Raw genomic sequence first — 18,222 nt, forward strand, 5'->3', positions numbered from 1 at the left:
GGCAAAGTCGAACAGTAAGGGGGCGCACGGCGCAACACAATGGGGCGGGAGGACACGGCCGGGACGGCGGAGGCGCGCACCAACCTCCCGTCGCCTACCGGCTGTTCGGTGACGGGTGCGACGGGGAGCACGCATCGCGCGAGGCCGCCGCCGGCAGGTCGGGCGCGGCGTCGGCCGCACGCGCACGGGTCAGCCCGGTGACCACGCTGTGGGCCAGCAGGGGATCGGCGGGCAGCACATGCGAGGCGAACCAGCGTGCGGCCGACGGGTCGGGGGAGGGGTCGACGAACTCGCCGCCCGCGTAGTCGTCGAGCGGAGGATCGAAGACGTATCCGGTCACGACGCCGTGCCGCACCAGACGGTCGACGAGGACGTCGCGGTCGTGGACGAGAAGCGGCACCCGGAACAGGGGCAGAGCGCCCTCGTGCGCCGTCCGGTCGCGCAGCGCGGGCGCGGCCCAGGGGGTCTCGGACAGTACACGGACACCGGCCCGGCGCCGGGCGAGATTGTCGTCGAGCCGGGCCATCCGCAGCGCCAACGGCGCCTGGACGAGCAGTCCGTGACGGTTCCGGAAGCCGTGCAGGTCGACGCGCATCCACGGCTCGTACGCGGTCAGGCTCGGCGCCTTCGGGGCGCGGGCGGCCAGCAGCGGCGCGTGCAGATCCATGCGGTAGCCGTCGCGTTCCAGCAGCCCCAGGCGCTGCATCGTCCGCCACACGGGGCTCACCAGGTGGGAGCCGCGCACGGCGGAGCGGGCCAGTGGCCGCAGCGTCGTGGCCAGGTCGTCGCCGAGCCGGCCCGGCACCAGAAGGTCGTCGCGCAACGCCTCCAACTCCCGACACGTGCGGGGACTTTCGACGGCGAGGAAGCCGCCGGCCTTTCCTCCCACGTGCTTGGACAGGCTGAAGGCGGCCGCCGTCCCGAAGGTGCCGATCGGACGGCCCGCCACGTGCGTACCCAGCGCGTGCGCCGCGTCCTCGAACAGCGGGATGCCCAAGTCCTCGCAGCGGCGGGCCAGTTCCTCCATCCGGTCCGGCATCCCGTAGAGATTCGTGGTCAACACGGCGTCCACGCCGCGCCACACGGACTCGGGTACGGCCCCCGGGTCGATGTTGCCGTCGCGGACCGACACCGGGGCCAGGACCGGACGCAGCCCGGCCGCGAGGACCACGAAGAGCATCACGTCGTCGGTCACCGGGGACATGAGCACCCGTGCGCCCGGCCGGCACCAGCGCCTCAGGGCCAGGTAGACAGCCAGCCGTGCCGAGGGCGTGTAGACGCATGCGCGTCCCAGCCGCCGGGCCATCATCGCGGCGAGTCGGGATCCGTACGCCATGGCTGCCTTCCTGAGGTGATCGGTGATCGGGACGGCCTAGGTGCCTTCTTGAGGTGACTGGTGATCGGGACGGCCTGGGCGCCTTCTGGAGGTGACCGGTGATCGAGTCCGACGGGGGAACGGCTCAGCGCGTGTCGGTTCCCGGCGCCCAGCCCGTGCCGAGCGGGCCCGAGGTGCGCAGCCGGCCGGCCGTCCTCAGGAGCCGGTCCGCGGGCCGGCGCAGCGCGGGGTGGGCCAGGACGGTGTTGCGCAGGCCGCGCACCGGCCTGCGCCACAGCCGGTGGGCCGCCGCCACCGGGCTCGGGCGGTACGCGAGACCTTCACCGACGCGCAGTTCACGGGTCTTGAGCCAGTTCTTGTACTCCATGTCGCCGCGCCCCAGATCCACCAGCCGCACCCCGTGCCGGCCCGCCGCCTCGATCATCCGCAGATGCATGATCAACCCGGGGGAGTAGCGGCTGAACGCGGGATCGTAGGCGGTGAACCAGCCCGCGAGAACCGTGTGCGACCTCGGCCCGAAGTGGGCGGCCACCGGACGGTCGTCCGCGTACAGCACGGACAGCATGCCGGTGAGGTGCTGCGTGCGGACGGTGAAGAGGTCGTCCACCAGGTCGACGATCCACGGCCGGGCGAAACGGTCCATCCTCCCGGTCCGGCGGTACTGGGCGGACTTCCACTGCATGAGCGTGCGCAGCACCCGCCGGTCGCGCTCGTCGAACACGAAGCGCACCTCGCCCTCCTCGCTCCCCAGACGGCGCTCCTTGGCCAGCGTCGTCTTGGTGTGCCGCGGGGACGTGCGGCGCAGCCTCTCCACAAAGCCGTTCCCCTCCTCCGGAAGGTCGATCACCGGGGAGGCGAACGTGCCCGTGAGATACCGTTCGAACGGCTTCTGCTCCTCGACGAGATGGTCGAACTCGAACACCGAGAGACCGCAGGCCCGCAACAGCTCCGGCGGGTCCCAGGTGACGCCGGGCCGGTGCACGAGGGCCTGGCAGTCGGACAGGCCGAGACCGATGGCCCGCCCCACGCCGAAGGCGCTGCGCTGGTGGGGGAAGAACCCGACCGGCTCCCGCTCCTCCCGCAGGACCGCCACCACGCCCCCACGCCGGTGGCGGGCCATCGCCGCCGCGAACTCCGGTGCCAGGAACGGGTTGGCGTACTGCGGGGACTCGTCCATCGCACGGTGCCAGGCCCGCACGAGCGCGGGGCTCAGCTCATCGGCCGCGTGCGTCGTGACGTCCATTTCTCGACCTGCCGTCCTGCCTGATGGCGGAAGGGACGTGCAACCGGGTGTGCCACCTACCAGAATGGCGGCCGCTCACTGCCGCGCGCTTGGGCTGGACGGACCCCGAAGAAGGCCGCACAGCCCCTCCACCGGGCCTCGCCGGGCACTGGCCGGGCCCGTGTCGCGGCTCACGACCGTGGCCTGATTGATCATCGTGTGACTCCCGTCCGGAACCGAGACTGCGGTGAGCCACTGGAGAGGCGGAGGACGGGACGCTCGGTGAAACGCGTCCACTTCACGGCGGAGGACCTGGCGCGGACCCGCGTCGCCACGACGATCGGCGTGGCGGCGGAGACGTTCGACACCGTGAAACTGCTCAAGGACCGCGACGCCGCCACCGTGGCCTTCCGCCGCCGGCAGGTGTCGGTGCGCGGGCGGCTGCCGGCGACCGCCAGCCATCACGCGGCGGTTCTGCGCAACGCCCGCCTGATCACCACCCGGCGCGAGGGCAGGGCGGTCCTGCACACCATCACGTCACTGGGCCTGGCCCTGCTGGAGCGCGGCCGGCCGCTCCCCTGAGCGACCGGCACCGACGCCTACGCGGTGGCGGCCTCGTCCAGCAGACGAAGCAGCACATCGGCCTCCGCGCGCAGCCGCGTGGCCCGGTCGGCGTGCCCGGGAGCGGTCAACTGCGCCGCCGCCTCCAGCCGTTCGGCGGCCTCGGCGCGTACGACGTCCACCACCCGGTGCTCGCTCAGCTCGCGCCGCGCCGCTTCGGTGACACCGACGCCGACCGGAGACTGCTCGAGGGCCGAGCCGCGCGGCTCGACCTCGTCCACGGGCACCGCCTCGGCGTTGTCCAGCGCGGCAAGGGTCGAGCGCAGGGCGCTCACCGCCGCCTTGTCGCGGGCGCGCATCGCCTCGGGCAGGGCCTGTCGCATACGAAGTCGGAGGGACATGCCCGTGATCCTAGAGGCCGCGTGCCGCGTGCTACGGCTTGCGGGCCAGTCCCGCGGCGATGAGGCGTTCCCAGACGGTGAGTTCCCGGTCGCCGTCGGAGGACCACGGGTTGTCGTTCTTCTCCGGGCGCCACAACGAGGCGGGCACGATGCCGGGTTCGAGGATCTCCAGGCCGTCGAGCAGAGAAGCGATCTCGGCGTCGGTGCGCCACCGGCCGCGGCCGAAGGTCTGCTGGAGGACCTTCTCGGCCTCCTCCGTCTCCGGGTTGTTGCCGGAGCGGAAGTGGCTGACGAAGAAGTAGCTTCCGGAGGGCACCTGATCGCGCCAGAAGCGGACGATGCCGGCCGGGTCCTCCTCGTCGTTGACGTGGTGGAGGATGGCGCTGAACATGACGGCGACCGGACGGTCGAAGTCGATCATCTCGACGGTGTCCGGGTGGTTGCGGACGGCCTCCGGGTCGCGTACGTCGGCCGCGACGACACGCGTGAACTCGTTGTTCTCAAGGAGCGCACGGCCGTGGACCAGCACCTGGGGATCGATGTCGACGTAGACGACGCGGGACTCGGGAGCGTGGCGTTGCGCGACCTGGTGGACGTTGTCGGCGGTCGGCAGACCGCTGCCCAGGTCGATGAACTGACGCACCCCGGTGCTCTTCGCGATCTCCCTGACCGCCCGGGTCAGGGCCGCGCGGTTGGCGAAGGCGATGGCCACCGACCCGGGCAGGTCGCGTTTGAACACATCGCCGATCTCGCGGTCCACGGCGTAGTTGTCCTTGCCGCCGAGCAAGTAGTCGTACACGCGGGCGATGCTGGGCTTGTTCGGGTCGATGGCGGGGCCTTCGTACGTCATGGCGCACATTCTTCCCCGCAATGCGCCCTGACGACCGCGTTTTTGAAATCCTCCAAGGATCACGAAACGAGCGGCTCACCCCTCGGAGGCCGTCCGAGGGGCGCGGCTCAGGCGTTCTTCCGGGCGGCGGCGCGGCGTTGCCGTTTGCCCAGGGGCGCCTGCGAGAGGTCCTCCGCCTGGGACCGGAGATTCTTGTAGCCGTAACCGCGCTCGGTGAGCCAGGCCCTCGCCGCCTCCTCGGCGCGTGCGGACGCCTCCAGGATGTCCTCCTCTTCCTCCCCGGAGTCCAGGAACCGGAAGGTGAAGGCGTCACGCGCCGCCACGTCGTAACTGAGGTGACCCTCGGGTGTGAAGGCCGCGCGCAGCACGTCGTGCTCCGTGGCGCGGGAGAGGAGTTCGGCTCGCTGGTCCGCGTCGAGCCCGTCGAAGACACCGCGGACCGTGATCCGGAAAGTACGCGTACTCATCCCGCGACCCTAGCCAGCGAGATCGACGGCCTCCACCGAATTCAGGTGCCGTCGAACCCCAGGCCGCTTCCTGCGCGACCCCGCCGAGTACGAGGGCCGACGCGAGCCCTGTCGAGGGCGCGACCAGGGCGTCGGGGGCGCGACCAGGGCGTCGGGGGCGCGATCGGGGCCGCCGCCGGCACGCTGTGCCGCGCACTGAAGCCGGCCACAGGGCACTGCGGCCGGCCTCGTGGGGCCGCCGGTGCCACGCGGAGTGGGCTGGCCGGCTGCGCACGGGGTACCGGTGGACCCTACGCCTGGGCCGGCCAAAGAGCGCACCTTGGTGTCGTACCCCACGGGAGGCCGCCATGACGAAGCTCGACTCCGTGGCCGAAGGTCTTGTCGATCAGTTCTTCGCCCAAGGCCAGTCGGCCACCGCGCAGGCGAAGCGCTGGACGGAGGCCGGCGAACTGGACCGGCTCACGGTAAGCCAGCTGCGCCTGTGGGCCGCCAACCGCGTCCTGGACGCGCCGGCATGGCCCACCGGCGCCGGTGCGGCGCGAGCCACGGCCCTGAAGGAGAGGGACGTACTGATCGGCTGGCTGGAGGCGCACGGATACCGGGCGCTGGCCTGACCGCTCCCGTCCCGGCGTGCCGGGGTGGAAGAGACGCCGTACGGGGAAGTCGGAGACGGTGGACGACTTCGAGGTCGATGACGTGGTGCAGCGGGCGCTGGACCGGCTGACCCTGCTCGCGGAGGCGACGACCGGCGCTGTCCAGCACGCTCGACTCGCACAAGGGCCTGAGCCGGGTGTGCCGGATCCTGGTCCCGCAGCTGGCGGACTGGGCCGCGGTCGACCTGATCGAGGACGACGGCCGGCCGCGCCGGGTCAGCGTCGTGCACCACGACCCCGACGTCCTGCCGGTCGGCGGCCTGACCGGTGCGCTGCCCCCCGTCCCCGAGGTGCCCGCGGGGCCGCTGGCCAGGGTCCTGGCCGGGGCCGGCCCGCTGCTGCTGACGTCGGCGGACATGCTCCCCGTCGCACAGGCCGCGGACCCGCTGCACGCGCGGCAGCTGGAACTGTTCGCCCAGCTGGGCACGGACACCGCCGTCGTCGCTCCGCTGCGGGCCCGGCGGCAGGTGCTGGGCGCGGTCACCGTGGGCCGCGGTACCGGGCGGGGGCGAGCGCGACGACGGGGCCTGGACGCTGGACTTCTCCAGCGCGGGACATCCGCCGCCCCTGCTGATCACCCACGACGGCGACACCCGCCATCTGACCGGAGGCCAGGGCCTCCTGCTCGGCGTCGAACCCGGTGAGCCGCGCCCGCACACCGTCGAGGTGCTGCCCGCCCGCTCCACCGTGCTCCTCTACACCGACGGACTGATCGAGCGACGCGGCGAGGGCCTGGACGCGGGGATGACCCGGCTGCGTCAGCACGCCGCCGCCCTCGCCCGGGAGTCCATGGACACCTTCTGCGACGAGCTCCTCACCGGGCTGGCCACCGATCACGCCGACGACGTCGCCGTCCTCGTGGCCCGTCTGCCCGGGCCTTCCCGGCGTGCGGTGCCCGGAGCATGACCGCGTCGAAGCCGTGAGCGCCTCTGGTCCGTGTCAGGTGCGGTACTGCGACAGGACGGCCTGCAGAGCGTCGCCGACGTGGGCGGGCACGGACTTGCCCTGCACGAGGTCCAGTACGTGCTCGGCGACGACATGTGCGTGCATGGTGAGCATGCGGGAGAGGTCCACCAGGCACCGGGCCGCGTCGTCGAGCGGCATGGGGCCGAGCACCATCAAGGCGCCCTCCGCCATGCGCAGGGTGGAGCGTGCCGCCAGCACGTGGCTCAGCCGGCTGTGCTCGGCCTCGGCCAGCCCTGGGTGGACGGTGGCCGTCGACAGTTCCGTGAAACGGGACCGTGGTGCTGGCGACTGCATGTGACCGCCTTGTCGTGAAGCAGAGAACATCTGTCTTACCCGGCTTGCGCGGACCGACGTCGAGGGCGGAGGCAGTGTCGCACGACGCCCACGCGTACGGGTTCCATGTCTCTTCCCCTTGAGACGCCGCCCCGGATGCGCCCATGGCCGTACGGGTTGCCTCGCGGCGGAGTGAACCCTCCCGCCTCCTGTCATGCCGACAGGTGCCGGGCGAGCCAGTCCGTGCGGGTGCGGCGGGCCGTCGCCGAGATCCGTGCCTGCGGGAACAGGGCGTCGAACCCGTGGAAACCGCCTGCCCAGACGTGGAGTTCGGCCTGACCGCCGGCCGCCCAGATGCGGGAGGCGTAGTCCACGTCCTCGTCGCGGAAGACCTCCGCGGAGCCGGTGTCGATGTACGTCGTGGGCAGGCCGGCAAGGTCGCCGGCGAGCGCGGGGGAGACGTGTGCGGGAATCGCGTCGTCGGTGAGATCACCGAGGAGCGCGCGCCATCCGAAGGCGTTCATCTCGCCGGTCCACACGCCCGGCACGCCGGAGTACTGACGGCTGGAGGGTGTGGTGCCGCGGTGGTCGAGCATGGGGCAGATCAGCACCTGGGCCGTGATCGCCGGCGTACCCAGGTCGCGGGCGAGCAGGGCGACCCCGGCGGCGAGGCCTCCGCCCGCGCTGGCGCCCGCGACGATGATCCGGTCGGGATCGACGCCGAGTTCGGTGGCGTGCTCCGCGACCCAGAGCAGTCCCTGGTAGCAGTCGTCGACGGGGACGGTGCCGGTGGCTTCCGGGGCGAGCCGGTACTCGACGCTCACCACGACCGCGCCGAGCTCGTCGAGCCATTCCAGGGGGATGTCGATCTGGGAGAACCGGTCGCCCATGACCATGCCGCCGCCGTGTATCCAGTAGACGCAGGGAGCGGTCCCGGCGCGGCCGGCGTGTGCGGGGCGGTAGACCGACAGGGGGAGGGGAACACCGTCGCCGGCGGGCACGGTGATCTCGCGCCGGTCGACCCGCCGGTGGGCGAGGAGGGTGTCGACGGGCGTGGAGGGGAGCCGGCGGAGCGTGCCGAGGACTTCCGTGTCGAGCCGGGACATGAGCGGCATGCCGGTGAGCAGGTCACGGAGTTCGGGGTCGAGGGCGGGGCGTGCGGTGGTCATCGGGTGCTGCCTTTCGTGGAGTGGTTCAGGGAGAGGGAGAGGGAGAGAGAAAGGGGGGCCTCAGAACGCGGCCCGGCCGCGGACCGGGACGTGGTCGGTGTACTCGGACTCCTTGGCCAGCAGCTCGCCGATCCGCGCCACGATGGCCTGGGCGGCCTCGCCGGCGAAGATCCGGTGGTGGTCCTCCTCGCTGGTCCAGCCCTCGATGACGTGGACCACGTCCTGGTCGGACGCGGAGCGCGAGACGAGATAGACCAGGCAGTGTTCGCTCGTCCCCGGGCTGCCCTCGTCCAGGCCGGTCAGCAGCAGGTCGACGAGCCGGTCGCCCATTCCGGGCCGCGCGGTCAGAGTGGCGGAGAAACCATAGGTGGCGATCATGGAAGCCTCTTCTCGGTCGAGGGAATGCCGTGTGCTCTTGCTGATCCCAGTCAACCGCTCTGACCTGCGCAAACGATAGACCGATGCTCTCCCGCACTTGCACGATCCTCCCGGCTCGGGGAGCAGGGGTATGGATCGGTGCTGGAATGGGGGCATGTGCCTGGAAGAGCTCCGCACCTTGCTGGCCCGCCACGCCCGACCGGACTGGACGACGGCCGTCGAGGGCGTCCTGATCTCCAAGGTGGACCGGCCGGATCCGCCGTCGCCGACGATGTCCGGCACGGTCTTCGCCCTCATCGCGCAGGGCGCCAAGCGCCTCGCCCTCGGCGACCGCGTCTACGCCTACGGCCCCGGCCAGTACCTGGTCGCCTCGGTCGACCTGCCCGTCACGGGAGAGTTCCTCCAGGCCGACCCCGAGCGGCCGGCCCTCGGTTTCGGCATGACGCTGGAGGCCTCCGCCATCGCCGAGCTGTTGCTGCAGGCGGGGCCCGGAGACATTCCCCGCGCCGGCGCGGGCGTGCCCTCGGGCATCGCCGTCAGTGACGCGCCCGTGCCGCTGCTGGACGCGGTGGTCCGGCTGCTGCGTCTTCTGGACGAACCCCGCGACCGCGCGGTGCTGGCGCCCCTGATCAAGCGCGAGATCCTGTGGCGGCTGATCACCGGTGACCAGGGGGCGACGGTGCGTCAGCTCGGCCTCGCCGACAGCGGACTGAGTCACATCTCCCGGGCCGTGCGCTGGATCCGCGAGCACTACACGGAGCCCTTCCGGGTCGAGGACGTCGCGCGGATGTCCGGGATGAGCCCGTCCGCCTTCTACCGCAACTTCCAGGCGGTGACCGCGATGAGCCCCATCCAGTTCCAGAAGCAGATCCGGCTGCAGGAGGCCCGGCTGCTGCTCGCCACCCACCCGGGCGATGTCACCGGGGTCGGCCGGCGCGTCGGCTACGACAACCCCTCGCAGTTCAGCCGGGAGTACCGCCGCCAGTTCGGCGCACCCCCGAGCCGGGACGCCACCCGTCTCCGCGACTCCGCGCGCACCCCCGCGACCGTCCTGCCCTGACGGACGCGCAGCGGCAGGATCGTGCACGCAGCGGAGAGGATAGATCTACCGTCCTCCCAGGTCAGAGCTGTGGAATGGGATCCGTACCCCCCACCCTTCGCCGCGCGGCAGGACATTCCCGCCCGCGGATCCCCTTCCGTCGTGAGGACTTCGTCATGAACACCGTTCTGATCACCGGCACTTCGTCCGGCTACGGGCAGCAGACCGCCCGCCACTTCCACGCTCAGGGGTGGAACGTCGTCGCCACCATGCGCACCCCGCGCCCGGGCCTGCTGCCCGAGTCGGACCGGTTCCGCGTCGTCGCGCTCGACGTGACCGACCCCGAGAGCATCGCGGCGGCCGTCGAGGCGGCAGGTCCCGTCGACGTCCTGGTCAACAACGCGGGTGTCCCCTCGATCGGCGTGTTCGAGGGCACCCCCATGGCCCGTGTGCGCGAGGTCTTCGAGACCAACACCTTCGGCGTAATGGCGATGACGCAGGCGGTGCTGCCCCAGCTGCGGGAGCGCGGGTCCGGAGTGGTGGTCAACGTGACCTCCAGCGTGGTGCTGGGCCACATGCCGCTGTCGGCCGTCTACAAGGCGAGCAAGATGGCCGTGGAGGGGTTCACCGCCTCCCTGGCCCTCGAACTCGAGCCGTTCGGCGTGCGGGCCAGGGCCGTCGAGCCGGGCGCCTGCCTGACGACGAACTTCGCGGCCAGGGCGACGAACGGCACCGCACCGGAGGAGCTGGTGCCGGAGCCGTACAGGGCCTTCGCGAGGAAGGCCATGGCCGACTTCAGCGGCCAGGAACTGTTCACCCGGGAAAGCGACGTGGCGGAGACGGTGTGGCGAGCCGTGCACGACACCACCGGACAGCTCCGGTTCCCCGCGGGTGCGGACGCGGTCCGGCTCGCCCAGGCGAAGTGACGGGCCCGCGGCGGGAGTTGGCACAACTGCCGGCTCACCCGGCGCAACGGTCGGCCGGGTTCGGCAGTCGTACGGGGTGACACACGTCCGTTCACAGCTCTCACCGCCAAGCGCCGTCGCTCGTGGGGTGGTTGGCAACAGGGCCTTTGTTCCTGGGAGGAATCATGATCCACAGACCTGTTGCCGGCGTGCTGCGGCGCGGCGCGGTGGCCGGCGTCGTCGCCGGCCTGGTGGTGGGGGCCGCCGCCTCGGCCGACGCCACGTCCCGCACCACGTCCGGCACGGCGTCCGGCAGCGCGTCCGGCCCGGCGTCCGGCAGCACGTCCCGCACCGCACTCGGCGACCCCGTGGTCAGCGGCGCCACCGTCAACTCCGGGCACGACGTGATCGTGGGCATCACGCACGACGTGTCCTTCCCGGTCACCGTCACCGGCTCGGACGACTCCGGGCTGCTGTACGCCGACGTGGATCTGAAGGGACCGCACGGCGGCTTCTACACCACTGACACCCAGTGCGAGAGCGCGACGGCGTGCACGATGGCGTTCACCGTCAACGCCCATCCCGCCCCGGGGAGCGACGATCCCGTGGACCTGGCGAACGCCAACGCGGGCACCTGGTCGGTCGATGCCCTGGTCGACGCCCAGGACGGCGATTCGGTGTACGCCCCGAACGTGGGGTCGTTCAGCCTCAAGCGGGCGGCACGGCTGACCGTGAACGCCGCACCGGAGCCGGTCGCCAAGGGCCACTGGATCACCGTCACCGGCAAGCTCGTCCGCGCCAACTGGGACACCTACCGGTACGCGGGTTACGCGGGCCGAGCGGTCCAGCTCCAGTTCCGGCCCAAGGACAGCAGCACCTACACCACGGTGGCCACGGCGACCACCAGCACCACCGGCACGCTCTCGACCAAGGTCAAGGCGGTCCGGGACGGCTACTGGCGCTGGAACTTCGCGGGCAGCACGACCACCGGGCCCGCCAAGGCCGCCGGCGACTACGTCGACGTACGCCCCTGAGCCGCGAGCCCGGCACCCGATCGTGATCCTCCGGAGCGGGCCCTCGGCGAGGACCGGCTCCGGAGGCACTTCACGGCGTCACGGCAGAGGCGGGTAGGCGTTCTGCATGAGCTGCCGGAACTGGGCGGAGAACCAGTGCCCGGCCAGCGGCGCGTTCGCCAGGGCGCCCGTGGGGTTGTTGCCGTTGAGGACGTTGCCGCCGTAGGTGGGGTCGCACATGCGGTCGAAGCCCTTGCCCTCGTCGTTGGCGACGGCGGAGCTGGCACCGTCGGACTCGCCCGGGGGCTTGACCCAGACGTAGGCGTCGATCCCGGCGGCCGGGGACGCGGTGGGCCGCTCGCCGAGGCCGGCGCCGCTCTGGTTGCACCAGTTGCCGGCGTGGATGCGCCGGTCGATGCGGCTGCCGTTGACGTAGTCGTCGACGGAGGTCAGCGGTCCCGGGCCGGTGGGCCGGGCGGAGCCGCCCCAGCCGTTGCGGGAGGTGTCGATCAGCATGCCGAGACCGGAGTCGAACCCGGCCGCGACCAGCTTGTCCCGCAGCGCGACGGCGTACGACTGCTCGTCGACGTACTGGTTCCAGTCGACCCACTTCGACTGGCGCACGGTCTGTCCGTTCACCGTGTCGGTGACCTTGAAGTTCGGTTCCTTGGTGGGGCTGTAGTTGGCGGTGTTGACGATGAACCCGGCCACGTCGTTCACGCTCGCGCCGTTGGTCGTGGCGACCTTGGCGAACTCCTGCACGGCCGGCCCGAGGTTGCTGTCCCAGCCGAGCCACCCGTGGTGACCGGCGTCGATGTAGTTGTAGACGTTGGGGACGGCGCCGAGCTTGGACAGTGCGTACGACACGCCCTTCTCGTAGTTGCCGTTGCTCTTCATGGTCACGCAGGCGGCGGTGGTGCTGTTGGTGCCACCGGCGTTGGTGACCAGGTTGGGCAGCGAGTCGGGCTCGATGACCGTGGCGATCCGCAGGCCCGCGTACTTGGGGTCGGCGAGGATCGCGGCGATGGGGTCGATGTACTGGGACTTGTACTTGTCGATGTCGTCCGGTCCGAGTTCGCCGTTGGACGCGAGCGCGGCGCAGTCGCGGCCGGGCAGGTCGTAGATGACCAGCTGGACGACCAGCTCGCCGGAGCCCTTCTGCTTCAGCGCCTCGTCGAGGTGGGCGCGCAGGCCCATGCCGCCGTTGACCCCGTTGATCGCGGCGATCCGGTCGAGCCATACGGCGGTGGGCTGGTCGGCGATCCGGCTGCCGCCCGGTTCTGCCGCGGCGTGGGCCGACCACTCGGGGTTCACATACCCCTTGGCCCCGGCGTAGGGGTTGGCGACCCGGTTCCCGGTGCCTCCGCCGCCGGTGCCGCCGCCCCCGCCCCCGCCCCCGCCCCCGGTGCCGCCTCCGCCGCCCGAGCCGCTGCCGTCGTCGACGTTGCAGGTGACACCGTCGAGGGTGAAGGTCGCGGGCACGGAGTTGGTCCCGCTGTAGGAGCCGTTGAAGCCGAAGCTGACCGAACCACCGGCCGCCAGCGTGCCGTTGTAGGTCTCGTTGGCGGCGGTGACCGCGGTACCGCTCTGAGTGATCTTCGCGCTCCAGCCGCTGGTGATGCGCTGGCTGCCGGCGTACGACCACTTCAGCGACCAACTCGACTTCGCGGCCGCGTTGTTGGTGACCGTGACGGCGGCGGTGAAGCCGGTGTCCCACTGGTTCTGGATCTTGTAGTCCACCGTGCAGGGCACGGAGGCGACGGCGGCACCGGCCGGTGCCGCGAGGAACGCTGTCCCCGAGGTCCCGGCGACCAGTGCCAGCGCGGCGACGAGGGGCAGTCTTGTACGACTCATGAGTACGGGTTCCTTCTCCCTTGAGTGGTGATCACGGGTTCAAGGAGTGCGGGTGTTCGTGCAGCGCACGAGGGCGTGTGGGCGCGCCGCGGTCGGCGCGGACCAGGAATGCCCGGTGCGGGAAACGGCCGGTTCACCGGCCGGAGGAAGGGCTGATCGCCATGCCGTCCGCCGGGCGGCCTCACGTGCTCCGGCCGCGGCGCGTGCGCGCCGCCTGCGCCGAGGAGACCGGCAGGCCCGGGCTCCGGTCGGGCGGGGCCTCGTCGGCGATGGGTAAAAGCACTGAATGCGGGGGGTGTCGCATGAGCGACTCCTTGCAGCTTGGCGCGCCGTGACGGACGCGTCGAGTGATGGAATCGCTCCCACTGGTGCAACGGACGGTAGCGCCAACACAACTGATTGCACAGGGGTGTTGCTCGACTTTTCCGTACTGGTTCGGATCGAACGATTCAACTTCTTGAAGGCTTGACCGCAGCCGTGACCGTCCCCACTATTGGGAGCGCTCCCACTGGTTCAAGCCTTGACCCCCCTCGAGCCGCACTCGCAAGGAGGGAACCAGAAACATGGATCCCGCACGCGCGCACGGAGTCGGGCCATGGTCCGCGTCGAACGCCGGCCGGCGCGGCCCGCGGTCCTTCTGTCACGATCCACCGCGCCGGCATCCGGCCGGCGGTCCCCTGGCTCGTACGCGGAGCCCTTCGAATCGCCCCTCTCCGAGCTCCGCGTGCGCGACTCCGTCGTAGGCCGACGGGGTCACCGCGCCGGGCGGCCCTCAATCCCCCCGAGGGTCGCCCGGCCCCTCCTCTTGTCAGGAGCATGATCGCATCGCGCATCATGTCCGCTCAGATCGAGGTGGGAGCGCTCCCAAGTCGAACGCCGCTCCCGCCGTCCCCTCACACCCCCACGGAGGAACCGCATGCAACAGTCGAAACCCCGAGCCGGTGCGCGCGCCCTGCTCGGCGCGCTGCTCACCTCGCTCCTCGCCCTGACGGCGCTCTTCACCGCCACCTCGCCGTCGCACGCCGACACGACCATCTGCGAGCAGTACGGCTCGACGACGATCCAGGGCCGCTACGTCGTCCAGAACAACCGCTGGGGAACCAGCGCCACCCAGTGCATCACCGTCACGAACTCCGGCTTCCGGATCGCCCAGGCCGACGGCTCGGTCCCGACCAACGGCGGCCCGAAGTCCTACCCGTCGGTGTTCAACGGCTGCCACTACACCAACTGCTCACCCGGCACCAACCTCCCGGCCCGGCTGAGCTCGATCTCGAGCGCCCCCTCGAGCATCTCCTACAGCTACGTGAGCAACGCGGTCTACGACGCCGCGTACGACATCTGGCTGGACCCCACGCCCCGCACCGACGGCGTCAATCGCACCGAGATCATGATCTGGCTCAACCACACGGGGCCGGTGCAGCCGGTCGGCTCGCAGACCGGAACCGCCTCCGTCGCCGGGCGTTCGTGGCAGGTGTGGTCGGGCAACAACGGCTCCAACGACGTGCTGTCCTTCGTCGCGCCGTCGGCGATCGACAGCTGGAGCTTCGACGTGATGGACTTCCTCCGGCAGGCCGTCTCCCGCGGACTCGCGCAGGACAACTGGTACCTGACGAGTGTTCAGGCGGGCTTCGAGCCCTGGCAGAACGGCGCCGGACTGGCCGTGACGTCGTTCTCCTCGTCGGTGAACCTCGGCGGGGGCACGCCCGGCGGCCCGGGCGGCTCGTCGGCCTGCAAGGTGACCTACGGCACGAACGTGTGGCAGGGCGGCTTCACCGCTGACGTCACGGTGGCCAACACCGGTTCCTCCCCGGTGAACGGCTGGAATCTCGCCTTCACCCTGCCCGCGGGACAGAAGATCACCAGCGCGTGGAACGCCGCCCTCTCCGGCTCCTCGGGGGCGGTCACGGCCGGGGGCACGCAGTACAACGGGAGCATCGCCGCCGGGGCGCAGGTCTCCTTCGGCTTCCAGGGCACCTACGACGGCAGCTTCGCCAAACCGGCCGGCTTCAGCCTGAACGGAACGGCCTGCACCACGGCGTAGGGACGCCGCCGCGCAGCGCCTGACGGCCGTCCGGCCGCATGCGACCGGGACCGAACCCTCCGCCACCTCCCTCGCGACCGTCCCCGATCCCGACTTCCGCTCATCGGCGCCCAGTTGATGATGCGCCGAACGTCGTGCGCCCCGCACCTCGGGCCGTAGGATCGGTGATCTCGTGGGGGAGGTGGTGATGGGCAAGCGACGCCCTGGGGCGCCGACGCTGGAAGAGGTGGCCGCTCACGCCGGGGTGGGGCGGGGCACGGTCTCCCGAGTCGTCAACAACGCGGCCGGAGTGAAGGAGTCGACGCGGCTGGCCGTGCAACGCGCCATCGAGGAACTGGGGTACGTGCCCAACCTGGCCGCCCGGTCGCTGGCCGGGCGAGGAGCCGACGCCGTGGCCCTCGTGCTCACGGAACCGGACTGGAGGATGTTCGCCGAGCCGTTCTTCTCGGAGATCGTCCGCTCCCTCGGCGACGCGCTGGCGGACACCGGGATGCAACTGCTGCTGACGCTGGTGCGTTCGCAGGACGAGCGCCGGCGGTTCCTGGAGTACGCACGCGGCGGACGGGTCGACGGCGTGCTGATGATGTCCGTGCACGCCGGTGATCGACTGCCGGACATGCTGGCCGAGGCCCGGTTGCCGACCGTGCTGCTGGGGCGCCGCTCGGGCGACGAGTACGTCAGCTATGTGGACGCGGACAACGTTGGCGGTGCCCGCGACGCCGTGTCCCGTCTGCTGAAGCAGGGCCGCCGAACGATCGCCACGATCACCGGCCCGCTGGACATGTACGTCGCCCAGTGCCGGCTGCGCGGCTATCAGGACGCCCTGGACCTGGCCGGCCTGAAGGGCTCGCGGTCCCTGGTGGCCGAGGGCGACTTCACGGAGGACAGCGGGCGCCGCGCCATGGCCGAACTCCTGCGCCGGCACCCGGAGATCGACGGTGTCCTCGCGGCGTCGGACACCTCGGCGGCGGGCGCGCTGCAGGCGCTGCGAGCCGCGGGGCGGCGGGTACCGGAGGACGTCGCCGTGATCGGGTTCGACGACTTCTCGCTGGCCCAGCGCACCGAGCCCCGCCTGACGACCGTGCGTCAGCCCGTCGAGGAGATGGGGCGGGCCATGATCCGCCTGTTGCTGGAGGAGATGGAGGAGCCCTTCGTCGCCTGGCGCCACGTCATCCTGCGTACGGAACTCGTCGTCCGCGAATCGGCCTGAGCTCGCATTCCGCCAAGTGTCCTGCCTTGCAAGGCGAATCGGTTCGACGCAAGCGCTTCGACGGGGAGCCGCGACCGGCGGGAGACGGGGCTCGGCGGCCTGCCGCGGGACAAGTGCGGCGTCGGCGCGCCGGCAGGGTCCCGTCCGGCGGGAGCGCCTTCCGGCGTACCGGCGCCCCAGGGCCCATGGGACACGAACTCGCCCTGCTCATCGCCATGATGGCGGGTCCCCCGGAGGACCCGGGGGCGGCTGCGTCCTCCGGCGTCCGGTCGGCGGGTGCCCGCGCCGCAGGTGACCGTGCCGCGGTCCGTCCGCCGACGCACCGCAACTTTTCGACGGTGCAGACGACTTGCGAAGCGCGCCAATCAGCAGTCGAATCGATTCGCAACGAGGTTCACAGCAGGGGCCTTGGCACGCTCGAGTGCCCCGCGGGACAGGGAGCACCGTCTTCCCCCGAACCTCTCCGCGATCCCACTGCACAACGGCACGTTCGAGCGCTTGGACATTCGTCAGCGCCACCACCACACCCCGAGCGGGTTGCGCCGGCACGGTAGGGAGCTCAGATGGGAAGCACACGTGACAGACGCCGTCGGCTGCCCGGGCGCGGCGGCATCGAGCGGCTGCTCGCGGCGTTACGGCACCGGGGCGATCCGGCAGGGGCGTCGCCCGGAACACCGGTGCGCTCGGTCCGTTCCCGGTGGCGGACGTTGGCCCGGGCGACCGCCGCGGCCGCGCTCGTCGCCGGAACCCTGGCCGGGGCGGCGGCCACGGCCGGGTCGGCGCGTGCGGCCACGTCCGGCCCCTGCGACCTCTACGCGTCGGGCGGTACGCCCTGCGTCGCGGCGCACAGCACCACACGCGCGCTGTACGCCTCGTACAACGGGCCGCTGTACCAGGTCCGGCGTTCCTCGGACAACACGACCCGGAACATCGGCGTCCTGAGCGCGGGCGGGTATGCCGACGCCTCCGCCCAGGACTCGTTCTGCTCCGGGACGACCTGCCTGATCACGGTGATCTACGACCAGTCGGGCCGCGGCAACAACCTCACCCAGGCGCCCGGCGGCGGCGCCGCGGGCGGCCCCGACAACCTCGCCAACGCCACCGCCGCACCCACCACGGTCGGCGGCCACAAGGCCTACGGCGTCTACGTGGCTCCCGGCACCGGCTACCGCAACAACCACACCAACGGCATCGCCACCGGTGACAACCCCGAGGGCATGTACGCGATCCTCGACGGCACGCACTACAACGGGGGCTGCTGCTTCGACTACGGCAACGCCGAGACGGACAGCAACGACGACGGCAACGGCACCATGGAGGCCATCTACTTCGGCAACATCAAGGTCTGGGGCTACGGCAGCGGCAACGGCCCCTGGATCATGGCCGACCTGGAGAACGGCCTCTTCTCCGGGGTGAACCAGCACTACAACGCGAATGACCCGAGCATCAATCACCGCTACACGACCGCCGTCATCAAGGGCGGCCCGAACCACTGGGCGATCCGCGGCGGCAACGCCCAGTCCGGTTCCCTGTCCACCTTCTACGACGGTGTGCGCCCCAACGTCGCGGGCTACAACCCGATGCGCAAGCAGGGCGCCATCATCCTGGGCATCGGCGGCGACAACAGCAAGGGTGCCCAAGGCACCTTCTACGAGGGCGCGATGACCTCCGGCTATCCCTCGGACGCCACCGAGAACGCCGTACAGGCCAACATCACCGCGGCCGGGTACGGCACCTCCTCCGGCGGCGCGAGCACCGGCGCGCTGCACGCGGTGGGCGCGGGCAAGTGCCTGGACGTGCCGAACTCGTCCACCACGGCCGGTACGCAGCTGCGGATCTGGGACTGCAGCGGTGGCGCCAACCAGACCTGGACCCGCACGTCCG

At 71.3% G+C, this 18,222-nt stretch carries 19 protein-coding genes; 10 read left to right on the top strand and 9 right to left on the bottom strand.

Annotation, left to right across the window (positions count from 1 at the left end; translation table 11 throughout):
* Positions 1-94: 94 nt before the first annotated feature.
* Positions 95-1,336, bottom strand: a complete 1,242-nt coding sequence (locus M8J74_RS36085; RefSeq protein WP_249840473.1) for a DegT/DnrJ/EryC1/StrS family aminotransferase — start codon at positions 1,334-1,336, stop codon at positions 95-97.
* A 124-nt stretch (positions 1,337-1,460) separates the two neighbouring features.
* Entirely contained in the window at positions 1,461-2,579 is a 1,119-nt protein-coding gene (locus M8J74_RS36090) for a GNAT family N-acetyltransferase (protein ID WP_249840474.1), read from the bottom strand.
* Positions 2,580-2,840: 261 nt separating this feature from the next.
* Between M8J74_RS36090 and M8J74_RS44885 the strand changes: the two genes are divergently transcribed.
* Positions 2,841-3,140: a helix-turn-helix domain-containing protein gene (locus M8J74_RS44885; protein WP_308406171.1), complete on the top strand. Its 300-nt coding sequence runs from the start codon at positions 2,841-2,843 to the stop codon at positions 3,138-3,140.
* Between the two features lie 17 nt (positions 3,141-3,157).
* On the opposite strand, the gene M8J74_RS36100 is transcribed toward M8J74_RS44885, so the two are convergent.
* The 3 genes from M8J74_RS36100 to M8J74_RS36110 all read right to left on the bottom strand — a co-directional run bounded on the left by M8J74_RS36100 (position 3,158) and on the right by M8J74_RS36110 (position 4,837).
* Positions 3,158-3,478, bottom strand: coding sequence for a GatB/YqeY domain-containing protein (locus tag M8J74_RS36100; RefSeq protein ID WP_249840490.1), 321 nt, complete (start codon positions 3,476-3,478; stop codon positions 3,158-3,160).
* Positions 3,479-3,551: 73 nt separating this feature from the next.
* Complete coding sequence (locus M8J74_RS36105) at positions 3,552-4,379, bottom strand: SAM-dependent methyltransferase (RefSeq protein ID WP_249840475.1); 828 nt, start codon at positions 4,377-4,379, stop codon at positions 3,552-3,554.
* A gap of 98 nt (positions 4,380-4,477) precedes the next feature.
* Complete coding sequence (locus M8J74_RS36110; RefSeq protein WP_249840476.1) at positions 4,478-4,837, bottom strand: DUF6204 family protein; 360 nt, start codon at positions 4,835-4,837, stop codon at positions 4,478-4,480.
* A 347-nt stretch (positions 4,838-5,184) separates the two neighbouring features.
* Between M8J74_RS36110 and M8J74_RS36115 the strand changes: the two genes are divergently transcribed.
* The 3 genes from M8J74_RS36115 to M8J74_RS36125 all read left to right on the top strand — a co-directional run bounded on the left by M8J74_RS36115 (position 5,185) and on the right by M8J74_RS36125 (position 6,396).
* Positions 5,185-5,451 carry a hypothetical protein gene (locus M8J74_RS36115; RefSeq protein ID WP_249840477.1) on the top strand — a complete coding sequence of 89 codons (267 nt, stop codon included), beginning with the start codon at positions 5,185-5,187 and terminating at the stop codon, positions 5,449-5,451.
* Between the two features lie 176 nt (positions 5,452-5,627).
* On the top strand, positions 5,628-6,134 hold the full coding sequence (locus M8J74_RS36120; RefSeq protein WP_249840478.1) for a GAF domain-containing protein: 507 nt from the start codon (positions 5,628-5,630) through the stop codon (positions 6,132-6,134).
* Complete coding sequence (locus M8J74_RS36125; RefSeq protein WP_249840491.1) at positions 6,064-6,396, top strand: SpoIIE family protein phosphatase; 333 nt, start codon at positions 6,064-6,066, stop codon at positions 6,394-6,396. Before M8J74_RS36120 ends, M8J74_RS36125 begins: the two co-directional genes overlap by 71 nt.
* Before the next feature lie 33 nt (positions 6,397-6,429).
* Here M8J74_RS36125 and M8J74_RS36130 read toward each other — a convergent pair whose 3' ends face one another.
* From M8J74_RS36130 to M8J74_RS36140, 3 genes are all read right to left on the bottom strand, one after another.
* Positions 6,430-6,750, bottom strand: coding sequence for a hypothetical protein (locus tag M8J74_RS36130; protein WP_249840479.1), 321 nt, complete (start codon positions 6,748-6,750; stop codon positions 6,430-6,432).
* A 191-nt stretch (positions 6,751-6,941) separates the two neighbouring features.
* Positions 6,942-7,898: an alpha/beta hydrolase gene (locus M8J74_RS36135; protein WP_249840480.1), complete on the bottom strand. Its 957-nt coding sequence runs from the start codon at positions 7,896-7,898 to the stop codon at positions 6,942-6,944.
* A 60-nt stretch (positions 7,899-7,958) separates the two neighbouring features.
* Positions 7,959-8,276 carry a putative quinol monooxygenase gene (locus M8J74_RS36140; protein ID WP_249840481.1) on the bottom strand — a complete coding sequence of 106 codons (318 nt, stop codon included), beginning with the start codon at positions 8,274-8,276 and terminating at the stop codon, positions 7,959-7,961.
* Between the two features lie 154 nt (positions 8,277-8,430).
* Here M8J74_RS36140 and M8J74_RS36145 point away from each other — a divergent pair, with 154 nt between their 5' ends.
* The 3 genes from M8J74_RS36145 (at position 8,431) to M8J74_RS36155 (ending at position 11,254) form a co-directional block, all read left to right on the top strand.
* A complete protein-coding gene (locus tag M8J74_RS36145; protein ID WP_249840482.1) occupies positions 8,431-9,336 on the top strand; it encodes an AraC family transcriptional regulator in 906 nt (301 codons plus the stop codon).
* Positions 9,337-9,491: 155 nt separating this feature from the next.
* Complete coding sequence (locus M8J74_RS36150) at positions 9,492-10,241, top strand: SDR family oxidoreductase (RefSeq protein WP_249840483.1); 750 nt, start codon at positions 9,492-9,494, stop codon at positions 10,239-10,241.
* 164 nt (positions 10,242-10,405) lie between these two features.
* Positions 10,406-11,254, top strand: a complete 849-nt coding sequence (locus tag M8J74_RS36155) for a calcium-binding protein (RefSeq protein WP_249840484.1) — start codon at positions 10,406-10,408, stop codon at positions 11,252-11,254.
* Between the two features lie 78 nt (positions 11,255-11,332).
* Here the strand turns inward: M8J74_RS36155 and M8J74_RS36160 are convergent, their stop codons facing one another.
* Positions 11,333-13,087, bottom strand: a complete 1,755-nt coding sequence (locus tag M8J74_RS36160; protein ID WP_249840485.1) for a glycoside hydrolase family 6 protein — start codon at positions 13,085-13,087, stop codon at positions 11,333-11,335.
* Between the two features lie 916 nt (positions 13,088-14,003).
* Here M8J74_RS36160 and M8J74_RS36165 point away from each other — a divergent pair.
* The 3 genes from M8J74_RS36165 to M8J74_RS36175 form a co-directional block, all read left to right on the top strand.
* Positions 14,004-15,128, top strand: coding sequence for a glycoside hydrolase family 12 protein (locus M8J74_RS36165; protein ID WP_249840486.1), 1,125 nt, complete (start codon positions 14,004-14,006; stop codon positions 15,126-15,128).
* A 187-nt stretch (positions 15,129-15,315) separates the two neighbouring features.
* Entirely contained in the window at positions 15,316-16,338 is a 1,023-nt protein-coding gene (locus tag M8J74_RS36170) for a LacI family DNA-binding transcriptional regulator (RefSeq protein WP_249840487.1), read from the top strand.
* A gap of 563 nt (positions 16,339-16,901) precedes the next feature.
* Positions 16,902-18,222: arabinofuranosidase catalytic domain-containing protein (locus M8J74_RS36175; RefSeq protein ID WP_249840488.1), on the top strand; the 1,321-nt coding region annotated here is incomplete at its 3' end.

Source organism: Streptomyces panaciradicis, assembly GCF_023516615.1.
Taxonomy (GTDB): Bacteria; Actinomycetota; Actinomycetes; order Streptomycetales; family Streptomycetaceae; genus Streptomyces; species Streptomyces panaciradicis.

Bases quoted from the DNA above. Each gene is read 5' to 3' on its own strand.
- M8J74_RS36085 (WP_249840473.1), bottom strand. From the start codon at position 1,336: ATGGCGTACGGATCCCGACTCGCCGCGATGATGGCCCGGCGGCTGGGA.
- M8J74_RS36090 (WP_249840474.1), bottom strand. From the start codon at position 2,579: ATGGACGTCACGACGCACGCGGCCGATGAGCTGAGCCCCGCGCTCGTG.
- M8J74_RS36100 (WP_249840490.1), bottom strand. From the start codon at position 3,478: ATGCGCGCCCGCGACAAGGCGGCGGTGAGCGCCCTGCGCTCGACCCTT.
- M8J74_RS36105 (WP_249840475.1), bottom strand. From the start codon at position 4,379: ATGTGCGCCATGACGTACGAAGGCCCCGCCATCGACCCGAACAAGCCC.
- M8J74_RS36110 (WP_249840476.1), bottom strand. From the start codon at position 4,837: ATGAGTACGCGTACTTTCCGGATCACGGTCCGCGGTGTCTTCGACGGG.
- M8J74_RS36115 (WP_249840477.1), top strand. From the start codon at position 5,185: ATGACGAAGCTCGACTCCGTGGCCGAAGGTCTTGTCGATCAGTTCTTC.
- M8J74_RS36130 (WP_249840479.1), bottom strand. From the start codon at position 6,750: ATGCAGTCGCCAGCACCACGGTCCCGTTTCACGGAACTGTCGACGGCC.
- M8J74_RS36135 (WP_249840480.1), bottom strand. From the start codon at position 7,898: ATGACCACCGCACGCCCCGCCCTCGACCCCGAACTCCGTGACCTGCTC.
- M8J74_RS36140 (WP_249840481.1), bottom strand. From the start codon at position 8,276: ATGATCGCCACCTATGGTTTCTCCGCCACTCTGACCGCGCGGCCCGGA.
- M8J74_RS36145 (WP_249840482.1), top strand. From the start codon at position 8,431: ATGTGCCTGGAAGAGCTCCGCACCTTGCTGGCCCGCCACGCCCGACCG.
- M8J74_RS36150 (WP_249840483.1), top strand. From the start codon at position 9,492: ATGAACACCGTTCTGATCACCGGCACTTCGTCCGGCTACGGGCAGCAG.
- M8J74_RS36155 (WP_249840484.1), top strand. From the start codon at position 10,406: ATGATCCACAGACCTGTTGCCGGCGTGCTGCGGCGCGGCGCGGTGGCC.
- M8J74_RS36160 (WP_249840485.1), bottom strand. From the start codon at position 13,087: ATGAGTCGTACAAGACTGCCCCTCGTCGCCGCGCTGGCACTGGTCGCC.
- M8J74_RS36165 (WP_249840486.1), top strand. From the start codon at position 14,004: ATGCAACAGTCGAAACCCCGAGCCGGTGCGCGCGCCCTGCTCGGCGCG.
- M8J74_RS36170 (WP_249840487.1), top strand. From the start codon at position 15,316: ATGGGCAAGCGACGCCCTGGGGCGCCGACGCTGGAAGAGGTGGCCGCT.